Raw genomic sequence first — 12,405 nt, forward strand, 5'->3', positions numbered from 1 at the left:
GACTAAAAACCTGGGTTCTGTGGCATTTCTTTCGTCAGATTGGCATCGATAACAACCTGGGGGATCGGATACAGCGTATCCCTCGCTGCGGCAGTCTGGTTTCCGCCGGCAAAGTTGTGGGCTTGCACCCGCTCCAGCCATTTTCCCGTCCGGATCAGGGTATAACGCCGGTGTTCTTCCGTGATCAATTCCCGCGAGCGCTCGTCCACGATGAAATCCAGGGTAACATCGGCGGCCGATATTTCGTGGGCCTGCGCTCTTCTCCGGATGATGTTGATGGTTTCTGCGGCCCCGGTGTTGTCGCCCAGTTTAAACTGGGCCTCTGCTTTGAGCAGGTAGGTCTCAGCCAACCGGAGATACACCTGGTCGTTATACTGTAAAGTTGCTTGCAGGTCGGCGGAAATGGTGTTATCCCATTTCCGGATAAACGGCCAGTCGTTGCGGGAACTCTTGGTGGTATACACCAGATCTTCCGACCAATCCAACTTGACGGTATCTCCGTAGTTGTATCCGGAAGGTAATCTGTCGGCCTCGCCGGGCGCATTCTGTATGGCATCCTTCAGGATATAATACTTGCGAATGGCATCGTTGGAACCGCGGACGTCACCGGGCTCGTACAGATTGATGGCCCATTGCGACGGAAGGGCACGTGCGATTCCGCGGCCACCCCGCTCCACGGTGTATTGCAGCGGCGCGATGCCGCCGATTTTGATTTGGTTGTTGAAATTGGTGTTGCTGTATTCCCTTCGCATCAGGCTCCCGCCGCCTCCTACCACGTTATACTCCCACTGCCATACCCAAAGGGCTTCGGTATTGCCTTCCTCGCGGTTCGAGTTGCCTTCATAAAACATATCCATGAAAGCGGAACCGGGTTCCGTGCTTCTCACCCCATACCTTTCGGTGACCAGTCGGTATGCCGGGGTGTTGATGCACTGGTCGGCCCAATACAAGGCGCTGTCGGGCTTGCCTATCGTCAGGTATAATTCGGAAAGATAATGCTGGACAGCGCCTTTACTGATTTTTCCGCGTATGGCAGGTTCTGCGGATAGGTATTGCTCGGCAAACAACCAGTCTGCTTTCATATGGTTGCGGACTTCGGCCCGGGGCGTACGTTCCCAGTCCGTTTTTATATCAGATCCCTGGGCTTCTTCCAGCGACAGGGGTACATCGCCCCAGCAAAACGTCAAGTGCCGGTATGCCCAGGCGCGCAATGCCTTGGCTTCTGCAAGGACCCGGTTTTTGTTCTGTTCGGGGGTTGCTCCGCCACCGGTCCAGTCGATTCCTTCGCCGTTTTCTGCCCGGTTAATAATGGTATTGGCGGCATTCACGATTTTGTATAGCCACAGAAAAACACCTGAAAGGCCTGAGTTGGTGGAAACATTCAGGCTTTTCCAGTTTTGCGTGATGGAGCCGATATAGGCTGAATTGTGGGCGACCAGATTGTCCGTTCCTACGGTCGCAATCATCGCAGTCAGGTTATTGCTGCCGCCGTCAACCGCTTCCCTCTCGCGCCTGACCAGTGAATATAGCCCATTCAGGCCGGCTTCGAATCCATCCAGATTTGTATATAGGGTTTCAGCGGTGATCAAGTGGGGTGGCGTTTCGTCCAGCCAACCCTGCGAGCAGCCTGCGGTAAGCCCTAGGACCGTCGAAATAACGACAATGTTTAGCAACTTTTTCATGAGCTATCGTATGAAGCGTTTACAATTAAAAATCAAGATTTAAGCCGATCACATACTCCTTTTGCAGCGGAATGTTCCGCTGTCCGTTCAATTCGGGGTCCATCCCGCCGAATCGGGTGAGGGTAAAGAGATTCCTGCCGGTAAGGTAAAGCTGGCATTTGCCGATACCGTAACGCGACAAAAAGCTTTTCGCGAAATCGTATGCAAGTGAAACGTCCTTGATCCGGACAAAGCCTGCTTGTTCATACGGGGCTGCGCTTTTCCCGTCCTGAAGGTTGGCATTCCATGTGTTCATGTACCATTCGTTTGTCGGATTATCCGGGCGCCACCAGTTCTTTTTGGTGGTGGTCATCCGAACGGCTTGATCCACGTCCGTATCGTTCAGTAGGGTGTTGTTTTTGGTGACGCCATGAACGCCGTGGATAAACACATTCAATGTCAGGTTTTTATAAGAGAATGTATTGTTCATCCCCCAGATATATTTCGGATCCCGCTGCCCGATAATGACCCGGTCGTAATCGGGCGAAAGCACACCGTCCGGTACGCCATCGGGCCCGCTGACGTCTTTGATTTTGATGTATCCCGGTTGGGTTCCATAAGCCTTGGCTTCTTCGGCTTCGTCCAATTGCCAGACACCGTCCCATTTATAGCCGTAATTCACCAAAATGGGCTTTCCGATAAACCAGGTGCTGGCAACATCGTCGATTTCATTTCCGTTTTCATCCAGCATCCCGTAGAGGGAAACGATTTTGTTCTTTACAAAAGAGATATTTCCGGTAGTTTCCCATTGGAAATTCTCCGTGGTTAGGTTCCGGGAGGTAAACGATACTTCCAGTCCCTTGTTTTCCGTTTGCCCGATGTTCTGGGTGATGGAGCTTACGCCGTATATGGGGGAGATGGTCCGGTCAAGGAGCAGGTCGAAGGTGTTCGACTTGTAAAAATTAACATCTCCGATAATCCGGTTGTTCAGGATCCCGAAATCGAGGCCCAGGTTCAACGTTCTTGTGGTCTCCCAACCGAGGTCGTCCTGTCCCAGTTTGCTGGGGACGTATCCCGGCAGCGTAGTTGATCCGGCCACGATATCCTCGGAAGAGAGACGGGAAATGGTCTCATAGGCCGAAATCGCCTGATTTCCACTGAGCCCCAGCGAAGCCCGTAGTTTCAGCTCATTGACTACGTCGTTCCACCCGAAGAAGTCTTCCCGGGAAATATTCCAGCCAACAGCCAGTGAGGGAAAGAAACCCCATTTTGTTTTCGCCCCAAACCCTGAATAGCCGTCATTGCGCCCGGTCAGCGTAAGCAGATACCGGCTATCGTAGGCGTAATTGATGCGCAGCATGCTTGACAACAGCGAGGTTTCGGTATTTGAAAACCCGGGGACGACCAGTTCGGCCTGCGGTGCGGAATACCAGGTCAGGAAATCGTTGGGAAAGCCCTGGGCGTCCACACTGTTGGTGTTGCTTCGCGAGTTTTCAAAGCTGTAAAGTCCGGTAGCGAAAACACTGTGCTTGCCAAATTCCCGGTTATAATTGATGATATTTTCGATCACCACATTCCGGGACAATCCCCGGCTCGTTGCGGCATCGCCGCTGTTGGAAAGTCCGCGCTGCGTATTCCGACCGTAATAGGTGGCGTCGTTGGAGAAACCCAACCGGATTCCCGCATTGACTCGGTATTGCAGTCCCTGCACAAACGGAAAGTCGACCACCGCATAATTATTGGATACCATCTGGTACGATTCGTCAATATTCTCGGCAAGTGTTCCCATCAGCGGATTGCGGAAGTAGGTGTCTTCAGGCCATGGGTAGATGGTCAGTTTGCCATTTTCGTCGTACGCTTTTGTAAAGGGGTTCATCCAGAATACACCCTGGTCGCCATCCCAGGTAGGTGCAATCCCCCCGGCATCGGTGTAGGCAAGCTGGGTCCGGGTACCCACGGTCAGCCAGTTCTTGAATTTGGTATCCACGTTGATCCGGGAGGTCAGTTTCAGGTAATCGTCATTGACGGCCAGCCCGGTTACATCCGTCACCCCGGCGGAAATGTAATATTGCGTCTCCTTGAATCCACCGGAAAAAGAAAGGTTGTGCTGCGTGCTTTTTCCATCGCGCAGCGCCAAGTCCAGCCAATCGACCCATTCCCCCGATTCGTAGATGTCCAGTTCCGAAGAGGTGAAGGCTTCGGGATTCCGTTCCATTTTGAAACGGTAGAATTCTTCTCCGTTCATGATGTCCGGTAGGTTGGCAAACCGCTGCATGGAATAATAGCCGTTATACCGGATCCGGGTGTCTCCGCCCTTTCCCGACTTTGTGGTGACGAGAATGACGCCGTTGCTTCCCCTGGATCCGTAAATTGCGGCAGCCGAAGCATCTTTCAACACCTCGATGGAAGCTACGTCGTTGGGGTTGACGTCGGCAAGTCCGCCGGCAATCCCATCGATGACCACCAATGGGGAAGTGCTGGCTTTTATGGAGTTCCGGCCCCGCACCATGATGGATTGCGAGGCTGCGGCTCCGGCTGACGACGTGGATACCTGTACCCCGGGGATGGCGCCTTGTATGGCTTGGGTAAGATTGACGTTTGGCGCCATTTCCAGCCGTTCCATCGGAAGCGAAGCAACCGTTCCGGTGATGTCCCGTTTCTTTTGCGTGCCATATCCCACCACGACCACCTCTTCCAGTCCCACCTCGTCCTCGGTCATAACCGCATCCAGACGGGGCTGGCCGGTATAGGCTATTTCCAGCGTTTCCATGCCCACGGATGAGAACTGCAGGATGGCTCCCTGTTGGGAGGTAATCGAATAGACACCGTCGGCATTGGTCGAAGCAGTATTTGCCGTACCCTTGACCGTCACCGATACCCCCATTAATGGCGCTCCTTCGGCGTTGGTAACCTTACCTTCCACCTTTTTCTTTTCGCTTTTTCTGAGGGTGATGTTTTTTCCCTGGATCTTGTAGTCCAGGCCGCTGTCTTTTGCGATCTGATTGAGTACGTTGCTGAGTTTTTCGTCGGTGAAATCATACGTGTACAGCCGCTTGGCATGGATTACCTCGTCGGTATACCGGAATTGATAGCCGCTGGTTTCTTCAAGCTTTTTAAAAAGCTGATCCAGCGTGATATTGGTGACGCTAAGCGTTACCGTCGGGCTGTGCTCATTTTGCGCATAGACATCCCTGGGGGTTAGGCCCCCTACGAGTAGCAGGAGAAAGGCAAGGGTGGAAAGTCGAATTAATTTCATTATTTTGCGATAATTAAAGAGGATTTTTAAAACGTTGATTCTTTAATGCCGGAACTGGTACCAGCAGTTCCGGTTTTCTTTTTTTCGGCGGTGTTTATTTTTCCATATAGCGTCTGTTAGGTTAACGGATAATGAGTGTGTCTGCGCTTTGGTACGTGTACGTGATGCCGATCATAAAAGCCAGGTCATCCAACACGTTTTGCAACGGTTCATTGTGGTAGGTTCCTTTGATCGTGCGGTTGAGCAGTGCGGCTGAATCGCATCGGATCGTCACATTGTACCAGGTTTCGATTTTTTCGAAGGCCTCTCCGACGGTGATTTCGTCAAACCGGAGGGTATGGTCTTTCCAATCGGTGTATTTTGCTGTAACTACTGCTGTCTTGCGGAAGCGATCCGTGGCGGAATCGAAGGTGGCTTGTTGGTCTTTTTCGAGGATGACCCCCTCGTTGCGACCGGCTTTCGCCACACGGACCCTGCCTGTCTCGACGGTTACGGAGAACCTTCCCGCTTGGTGGTTTATATCAAACGAAGTACCCAGTACCGTAGTTTCGAACCCGCCCGCCGTTACCACAAACGGTCTTTTTTTATCGGTTGTTACGTCAAAAAAGGCTTCGCCGGTTAAGTGGATTTGCCGGATATCTCCGGAAAACGCCGCGGGATACTGGATGGTTGCACCCGAATTGAGCGACACGGTTGATCCATCCGGCAGTTGAAAGGTCTTCCGCTCGCCCCGTTGGGCGGATACCGTGATCCTGTCGGTCTGTTGTGGCACGTTGTGGGGCGCATGCAGCCGGTAGATGAAAATGGAGATGCTAACCAGCACGAGCAAACTTGCGGCAACCCGGAGGACACGTTTCAGGGATAAAATGGACGATTGCTGCCGGGTATCCGCTTCGGTTGCGTCGGTGATTTTCGACCGTAGCTTGCGAAGCCCTCTTTCCAGATCGAATTCGCCCGACTTGTATTTAAGCTCTTTTTGCCACTCTTCGCGCAACCAGTCATAGAGTTGCAGGTATTCCTCGTTGCGCAGATAGACGTCGAATTTTTCTTGTTCCGCTGCTGAGGCTTCCCCGGCCAATATTTTGGCGGCTAATTCGAAAAAGGTGCTTTTGTCCATTGTTAATGTATGAATGGGTTTTCAAGGACATGACACTTTTTCTTACCCTTACCTACCATTGGTAGCGGTTAAATTTTTGTTAACAATAGATGGGGTTTCTGTAAAGGCCAGCGTTTCGCTAGGAGAGGAGGAAGGTGATCAGTGTAAGGCCGTTGATACAGAGCTGATAAAATTGCGATTTGTATTTCGACACGTATTTGATGGCTTCGACCATTTGTTTTTGTACGGTATTGACCGAAATAGAGAGCACTTCGGCAATCTCCTTGTACATGAGGCCCTCAATGCGGTTCAATTTAAAAATGGTTCTGCGCTGGGGCGGGAGCTGGTCGATGATGGCCAATAGTTCTTTTTCGGTTTCGGCATAGGTAACCGGCAATTCGGTTGAATTTTCTGCCAGAAGGTGATGCGCTTCGGTGTGATCCAGGTTTTCAAACGGAAAATGGTTCTTTTTAAGAAGGTTGAGCGCCTGGTTTTTGATGGCAATGAAAAGGTAGGCTTTCAGGCTGCTCCTGATCTCGATTTTTTCGCGGTTGAGCCAGAGCTTCAGGAATACGTCCGACACAATTTCCTCGGAAAGATCGGTGCTGACGACGAATGATTTCGCAAAATGGCATAGGGAAAAATAATATTTTTCGAAAAGAAGCTCGAGCGCTTTCTGATCGTTAGCTTTTATTCGTTTTATAAGGAATTCATCGCCCGGTTCCGCCATCGTCGTCGACTAAATTGCAGCAAACGTAAATTTCTGTAATTAAGGGAATGTTAACTAAAAGTTTATTTTCACAAATCTAAGTTTTTGCTCTTTAAAAATAAATTGAAAATCAAGAAATTATAGTGGCCTTTGTGCACCTCCGATAACGGCGGACGGGAAGCGTTTGTTCATTCTTCAGGGTTGAAGGACCGTGTCCTTGAGAATGAGGAGGTTCATTTGAAGATTGTATTGCCATCCGGTATGCGTTACCGGATGGTTTTTTTACCTGATCCGTTGCCGGAACTTAAATCTTGCGTACGAGCTCTGCCTGCATTCCGCGGGGGCCCCTGGCGGCTTGGTATTCGACTTTGTCGCCGGTAGCTAACACGATCGACGGATCGGCCAGTTGGGTGCGGTGTACGAAAATGCGTTCCTGGTTCCGCGAATTGGTGATAAACCCGTAGCCTTTTGATGCATCGTAATAACTGATGGTGCCGGTTGGCAGCGCAGCGGGATCTGCCGCCTCGCTTTTCGGGGTGGCAATGGCGATGTCTTCCAGCGCGATGCGGCTGACTTTGCGCTCGTCCGGAGGTGTACTGGAAAGATTGCCGTTTTCATCCACATAGGCGATCATGTCTTCCAGTTTCCTGCCGCTTTTTGAGGTCTCGAAACGTTTTTCGTCCCGGCGCTGCTCCTTTTCTTTCCGTTTTTGCAGCTTCTTTTTGTTTCGTTCTTTTTTACTATATGTTTCAGCCATTGAGAAGTATTATTCGTTAAAAATTGTACCCCGCGTTTTCCAAGGCCGATGATAGCGGCTTGGAAAATGAAAAGATGTCCTGGCAATTAATCGTTTTTTTTTAACGTATTGAATGCTTAACAACACGGGCATCCTGTTGGACACGGATGGTCAGAGAGGATAGGACAAAGATACGTTATTATTCCGATATTAACTAATCTATGCGGTTTATTGACTACATTTACGGAATTTCCTCCACATAAGCAGCACATGAGACAACTGAAAATATCCGAATCGATTACTAACCGCACAAACCGATCCCTAAGCAGCTATTTATTCGAAATCAGTAAATATGAGATGCTTACTGCTGAGGATGAGATAGATTTGGCCGTCCGGATACGGGCGGGAGATGCCGTGGCGTTAAACCGGTTGGTAAATGGAAACCTCCGGTTCGTGATTTCCGTAGCCAAACAATACCAACATCAGGGTTTGGTGCTGGAAGACCTGATTAACGAAGGAAATCTGGGGCTGGTTACGGCTGCCAAACGATTTGATGAAACGCGTGGATTCAAGTTTATTTCCTATGCGGTGTGGTGGATCAGGCAAAGTATCATGTTGGCCATTTCCACGCAATCACGCACGGTGCGCCTGCCCTTCAACCAAATCGCAGACATTGTCAAAGTGAAGCGGACACAATCAACCTTGGAGCAGCAACTGGAGCGCGAGCCGACGGTAGAGGAGCTGGCTGAGGTTCTGGATGTTTCGCCCGCCAGGCTTGGGCGCACGTTGTTGAACGGCGAATCCCAGGTATCGGTTGATGCGCCTTTTTCGCATTCATCGGAGAGCAACCTGCTGGATACCTTATATGACGGCGGCGCTCCGACGGATCATGAGGCTATGCGCGAATCGTTGGAAATCGTGGTCAGAGATGCGATCCGCCATCTTCCCAAACGCGAGCAATTGGTCCTGGAACTTTTTTTCGGACTGGGTGGAATCGAACCGAAGAACCTCATGGAAATCAGTCAGCGATTGGGTTTGACGACCGAACGCGTCCGGCAACTCAAAGCCAAAGCACTGTTTTGGTTACAGCGTTCAACCGAAGGCCGGAAATTGGCGTTCTACCTATGATCGATACTTGCAAGTGCCGCACGTAAACTTTAAGAAAACTCTTTAGAATCGTCCCCAAAATTTTCAATAAGTCTTGTGGGCTAAAAAAATTAGTATTAGTTTTGGTGTCGCGCCAACCAAAAGGCTGGTTTTGGAAGAAGAACCGCGTTATGGACACACAAGACGATGAGGTATGCTGCCCGTTCTGCAAGGGTAGGGTGGATGATGCCGGCAAGCCGATAGACGACAGTGAGCCGCTCGTTGGTACGACGGTGCTGTGCTTCGTCTGTGGGCGGTTATCCGGTTATAGCCCTTCCCGGGAGCCGTCATGCGCCTGTCCGGCGTGCGCGGACAAGCTATTCGCTTTTCTGCGGAACCATTTGTAAACCTCAAACCACAATACCGAGACCGTAGCTAGGGCCATGCAAATTCCCAATTCGGATGCACGGAGTGACGTCACGTCAAAAAAACGAGATAGCGGCTCGACGTAGAGGATGGCGAACAGTATGACCAACACCAATACCGTAATGCCGGTGAGCAGAGGGTTCCGGCTCCTGAAACGCTCAAAAATGCTGTAGTAGAACGAGCGGTTGGCAAAGCTCAACAGGATGTTGGCAAAAATCAGCGTGGTAAAATACCATCGTTCTCGTTTTTTCCTCGCTGCCCCCGGCCTGAACAGTCAGCTGGTAGGCAAACAGCACACTGGCCGTAATCACTAGCCCCTGGACGATGCTGATGAGCAGTTCCCGTCCGTTCAGAAACGTATCGGTCATGATCCGCGGCGGGCGTTGCATTGTATTCCGCTCCATGGGTTCGTTCTCGTAAACGATGGAACAGGTAGGCCCCATCACCAACTTCAGGAAAATGACATGGACGGGGGTAAAGATCTGCGGGAATACCCAGCCCAGAAACAGAGGCAGCGAAACGGTCAGGATAATGGGAATGTGGATGGAAATGATGTATTGGACGGCTTTTTTGATGTTGGCATAAATGCGTCTCCCGGCGATAGCCAGGAGCTTTTCCGGACGGTGGCTAACTGATTATTGCCATGCTGCTTCCTGGAAGCGGCTACCTCACTGTCGGTAAGGCCTTTTAGATGGCCGGGGATCTGGTGGGGCATACTGCAGAACGTGATGACACGTTAAAGTTACGGATTATTCCGCCGAATTGGGTACGGGTTGTCGCCTCCATGCCTCCATGCCGCCGGAGAAGTTCTGTACATCCTTGAAGCCATTGGCTGCCAGTACCGACTGGGCGATGGCTGCCCGTGCACCACTTTGGCAGTGGATGACCAGCTGTTTGCCCCGGTCCAGTTCGTCCAGGTGGTCGGCAAGCGTACCGACAAACAGGTTGACGGCACCCGGTATGTGGCCCGCCGCGTATTCGGAAGCACTGCGTACATCCACCACCTGTACATCATCCCGGCCGAGTAACGTCCGGAAGGTATCGATGTCGATCAGCTTACGGGTTTCCAGGGGAAGTCCGAGGTCATCCACGCTGGATACATACCCCAAGATGTTGTCCATACCAATGCGCATGAGCTTGCGTGTCAGGTCTTCAACCTGTCCATCGTCGGCCACGAGCACGATTTGTTCGTCGTACCCCACCAGCCAACCTACCCAAGTGGAGAAAGATGAATTGTTTTCGATGCCGAGGCTCCCGGGGATGGCTCCGGAGGCATGGAGGGCTTTCGGCCGGGCGTCAATGATGCGGGTGCCGCCGCGGTATGCCGCGAGGAATTGATCCGCCGTGAGTTTGGGGTGCCGCGGTACTTCTGTCAGCAGCGGACGATCCACCTTGTTAAGCGTTTTCATCATGGCAAAATACTTCGGCGGTTCGGGCTGGCCGGCCAGCAGGTAGTCCGTAAATCCCCGTTCGTCGTTCTCAAAACGGAACGCCCAATTCCGTATCCGTTCATACCCCACGGTGGTGCTGGGTACGGCACCGAGGGCTTTGCCGCAGGCCGATCCGGCACCGTGTCCCGGCCATACCTGTACGTAAGGGGGCAGACTGCTGAATTTCGTCAGCGACTGGAACAGCTGGTGCGCACCAATATCTTGCGTACCCGCCAATCCTGCCGCTTTTTCCAGCAGGTCCGGACGGCCGATGTCGCCCACGAAGACAAAATCGCCCGTGAAGAGCATGATCGGTTCATCCGTGGCCGGATGGTCGCGCAGCAGGAAGCTGATGCTTTCCGGCGTGTGTCCCGGCGTATGGATAACTTCGAGGGAGAGGTTGCCGACCCTGATGACATTGCCTCCGCGCAGTCCCTCATGGGCGAATTGATACTGCCAATCTGGTCCCCCCTCGTCCGAAAGGTACATCGTCGCCCCGGTGAGTGCGGCGAGTTCGCGCGTGCCGGAAAGGAAATCCGCGTGGATGTGCGTTTCCGTAACGTGCGTAATACGAAGCCCGTTCTGCTTTGCAACGTCCAAATACGTGTCGACATCTCGCTTCGCGTCGATCACGATGGCCTCGCCGGTCGCCTGGCATCCGATGAGGTAACTGCCCTGAGCGAGTGATTTATCATAAATGTGCTGAAAAAACATGCTTTTTTTGTTTGATGAAAACTGTTATAAGCTGAAAGTTTTTAATTAATGGGGAAGGCTATCCCGCAGTCTGCCATAAACCCAGGTGCCTGCGATTGCGCTGAGCAGCACAATGGCTACCACGGTGGCGCCCGTGCCGATCTGGACAAACAAGGGGCCCGGGCAGGCGCCGGTCAGGCCCCAACCCAATCCAAAAATGAGCCCCCCGTAAATCTGGCCTTTGCTGAATTTTTTCGGTGTGAACGTAATGGGCTCGCCGTAGATGGTCTTGATGTTGAATCTCTTGATTAACCAAACCGATAGGATACCCACCGCGATCGCCGACCCGATGATCCCATACATGTGGAACGATTGCAGGCGGAACATTTCCTGAATGCGGAACCAACTGATGATTTCAGCTTTCACGAAGACAATCCCGAATAGGATGCCCACAATCAGGTACTTGAGGTTGTGGTACCACTTGTGTTGCAGTTGCGATTCATTGACACATAGGGTATCCTGCGTGCGTACTTCCTTCTCGTTTTTTGGATCGAAAGCCGAAAATTGAGAATTGAAAGTCGAAATTTGAGAATTGGAATTGTTATTTTTGCGCATCATCTTAAATAATCTAAACCATGAAGGAAAATAGTATTGCCAAGTAAATCCGATCTCAACCAAGTATAAAAGGCAAAAAGACATTGGCCATCAGAAAGCCACCGATCATAAAGCAGACGGTAGCCACGAGTGAAGGCCATTGCAACGTGCTTAATCCCATTATGGCGTGTCCGCTGGTACATCCCCCGGCGTAACGCGAGCCGAAGCCGACCAGGAATCCGCCGCCGACCATCATGATAAGGCCGTTTGCCGTTAGCAAGTAATCCCAATTGAAAAGCTGTTTCGGTACCATGTTGGTGTAGTCGTTGATGCCATATCCCGCGAGTTCGGTGACCAGGGCCGGGTTTACTTCGACCGGCTGAGGGTTAGCCAGCCATAGGCTCGCGATCACCCCGCCACCGAAGGCACCGAGGACGAAAAAGAGATTCCAGAATTCCTTTCGGTAATCATACTTGAAGAATTTGATATCCGCGGGGAAGCACATCGCACAGACGTGGCGCAGGTTGGCCGAAATGCCGAAATGCTTGTTGCCCAGAATCAGGAGTGTGGGGACCGTGAGACCCACCAGCGGGCCGGCGATGTACCACGGCCACGGTTGTTTCAACCATTCTATCATAAGCGTTCTTTTTTTATCAATCCATTTGTTTACAAAGATAACAACCAGAGCGGCCCCATTCAGTGACTTCTGTCACCTTCC

Annotated in this window: 12 protein-coding genes and 1 pseudogene; 2 read left to right on the plus strand and 11 right to left on the minus strand. The window is 51.7% G+C overall.

Annotation, left to right across the window (positions count from 1 at the left end):
- Nucleotides 1-2 precede the first annotated feature (2 nt).
- From ACFQRK_RS00230 to ACFQRK_RS00250, 5 genes are all read right to left on the minus strand, one after another.
- A complete protein-coding gene (locus tag ACFQRK_RS00230) occupies nt 3-1,682 on the minus strand; it encodes a RagB/SusD family nutrient uptake outer membrane protein (protein ID WP_379002468.1) in 1,680 nt (559 codons plus the stop codon).
- 25 nt (nt 1,683-1,707) lie between these two features.
- The gene (locus ACFQRK_RS00235) at nt 1,708-4,917 is read right to left on the minus strand and encodes a SusC/RagA family TonB-linked outer membrane protein (RefSeq protein ID WP_379002470.1); all 3,210 of its coding nucleotides are present in this window, start codon (nt 4,915-4,917) and stop codon (nt 1,708-1,710) included.
- Nucleotides 4,918-5,038: 121 nt separating this feature from the next.
- Nucleotides 5,039-6,034, minus strand: a complete 996-nt coding sequence (locus tag ACFQRK_RS00240) for a FecR family protein (protein ID WP_379002472.1) — start codon at nt 6,032-6,034, stop codon at nt 5,039-5,041.
- A 118-nt stretch (nt 6,035-6,152) separates the two neighbouring features.
- Nucleotides 6,153-6,743 (minus strand): RNA polymerase sigma factor, encoded by a 591-nt coding sequence (locus tag ACFQRK_RS00245; protein ID WP_379002474.1) that lies wholly within the window; start codon nt 6,741-6,743, stop codon nt 6,153-6,155.
- Between the two features lie 283 nt (nt 6,744-7,026).
- Nucleotides 7,027-7,479, minus strand: coding sequence for a cold-shock protein (locus ACFQRK_RS00250; protein ID WP_379002475.1), 453 nt, complete (start codon nt 7,477-7,479; stop codon nt 7,027-7,029).
- 249 nt (nt 7,480-7,728) lie between these two features.
- On the opposite strand from ACFQRK_RS00250, the gene ACFQRK_RS00255 reads away from it, so the two are divergent.
- Entirely contained in the window at nt 7,729-8,586 is an 858-nt protein-coding gene (locus ACFQRK_RS00255) for an RNA polymerase sigma factor RpoD/SigA (protein WP_379002477.1), read from the plus strand.
- Nucleotides 8,587-8,869: 283 nt separating this feature from the next.
- Here the strand turns inward: ACFQRK_RS00255 and ACFQRK_RS00260 are convergent, their stop codons facing one another.
- Together ACFQRK_RS00260 and ACFQRK_RS00265 are read right to left on the minus strand one after the other, a co-directional pair.
- On the minus strand, nt 8,870-9,169 hold the full coding sequence (locus ACFQRK_RS00260) for a cation transporting ATPase C-terminal domain-containing protein (RefSeq protein WP_379002478.1): 300 nt from the start codon (nt 9,167-9,169) through the stop codon (nt 8,870-8,872).
- On the minus strand, nt 9,129-9,413 hold the full coding sequence (locus ACFQRK_RS00265; RefSeq protein WP_379002479.1) for a cation transporting ATPase C-terminal domain-containing protein: 285 nt from the start codon (nt 9,411-9,413) through the stop codon (nt 9,129-9,131). Before ACFQRK_RS00265 ends, ACFQRK_RS00260 begins: the two co-directional genes overlap by 41 nt.
- 21 nt (nt 9,414-9,434) lie before the next feature.
- Between ACFQRK_RS00265 and ACFQRK_RS00270 the strand changes: the two genes are divergently transcribed.
- Entirely contained in the window at nt 9,435-9,605 is a 171-nt protein-coding gene (locus tag ACFQRK_RS00270) for a hypothetical protein (RefSeq protein WP_379004657.1), read from the plus strand.
- A 5-nt stretch (nt 9,606-9,610) separates the two neighbouring features.
- Here the strand turns inward: ACFQRK_RS00270 and ACFQRK_RS00275 are convergent.
- From ACFQRK_RS00275 to ACFQRK_RS00290, 4 genes and pseudogenes are all read right to left on the minus strand, one after another.
- Nucleotides 9,611-9,685, minus strand: a pseudogene (locus tag ACFQRK_RS00275) (hypothetical protein); the annotation flags it as partial.
- A 34-nt stretch (nt 9,686-9,719) separates the two neighbouring features.
- On the minus strand, nt 9,720-11,114 hold the full coding sequence (locus ACFQRK_RS00280) for a rhodanese-like domain-containing protein (protein ID WP_379002481.1): 1,395 nt from the start codon (nt 11,112-11,114) through the stop codon (nt 9,720-9,722).
- Nucleotides 11,115-11,159: 45 nt separating this feature from the next.
- A complete protein-coding gene (locus ACFQRK_RS00285; RefSeq protein ID WP_379004628.1) occupies nt 11,160-11,585 on the minus strand; it encodes a DUF6691 family protein in 426 nt (141 codons plus the stop codon).
- Nucleotides 11,586-11,763: 178 nt separating this feature from the next.
- Nucleotides 11,764-12,324 (minus strand): YeeE/YedE family protein, encoded by a 561-nt coding sequence (locus tag ACFQRK_RS00290; protein ID WP_379002483.1) that lies wholly within the window; start codon nt 12,322-12,324, stop codon nt 11,764-11,766.
- Between the last annotated feature and the right edge of the window lie 81 nt (nt 12,325-12,405).

It is taken from the genome of Parapedobacter sp. GCM10030251, assembly GCF_042666505.1.
Taxonomy (GTDB): Bacteria; Bacteroidota; Bacteroidia; order Sphingobacteriales; family Sphingobacteriaceae; genus Parapedobacter.

Coding starts and splice junctions, on each gene's coding strand:
- ACFQRK_RS00255 (WP_379002477.1), top strand. CDS start 7,729: ATGAGACAACTGAAAATATCCGAATCGATTACTAACCGCACAAACCGA.
- ACFQRK_RS00230 (WP_379002468.1), bottom strand. CDS start 1,682: ATGAAAAAGTTGCTAAACATTGTCGTTATTTCGACGGTCCTAGGGCTT.
- ACFQRK_RS00280 (WP_379002481.1), bottom strand. CDS start 11,114: ATGTTTTTTCAGCACATTTATGATAAATCACTCGCTCAGGGCAGTTAC.
- ACFQRK_RS00250 (WP_379002475.1), bottom strand. CDS start 7,479: ATGGCTGAAACATATAGTAAAAAAGAACGAAACAAAAAGAAGCTGCAA.
- ACFQRK_RS00290 (WP_379002483.1), bottom strand. CDS start 12,324: ATGATAGAATGGTTGAAACAACCGTGGCCGTGGTACATCGCCGGCCCG.
- ACFQRK_RS00235 (WP_379002470.1), bottom strand. CDS start 4,917: ATGAAATTAATTCGACTTTCCACCCTTGCCTTTCTCCTGCTACTCGTA.
- ACFQRK_RS00245 (WP_379002474.1), bottom strand. CDS start 6,743: ATGGCGGAACCGGGCGATGAATTCCTTATAAAACGAATAAAAGCTAAC.
- ACFQRK_RS00265 (WP_379002479.1), bottom strand. CDS start 9,413: ATGGGGCCTACCTGTTCCATCGTTTACGAGAACGAACCCATGGAGCGG.
- ACFQRK_RS00240 (WP_379002472.1), bottom strand. CDS start 6,034: ATGGACAAAAGCACCTTTTTCGAATTAGCCGCCAAAATATTGGCCGGG.
- ACFQRK_RS00270 (WP_379004657.1), top strand. CDS start 9,435: ATGGACGGGGGTAAAGATCTGCGGGAATACCCAGCCCAGAAACAGAGG.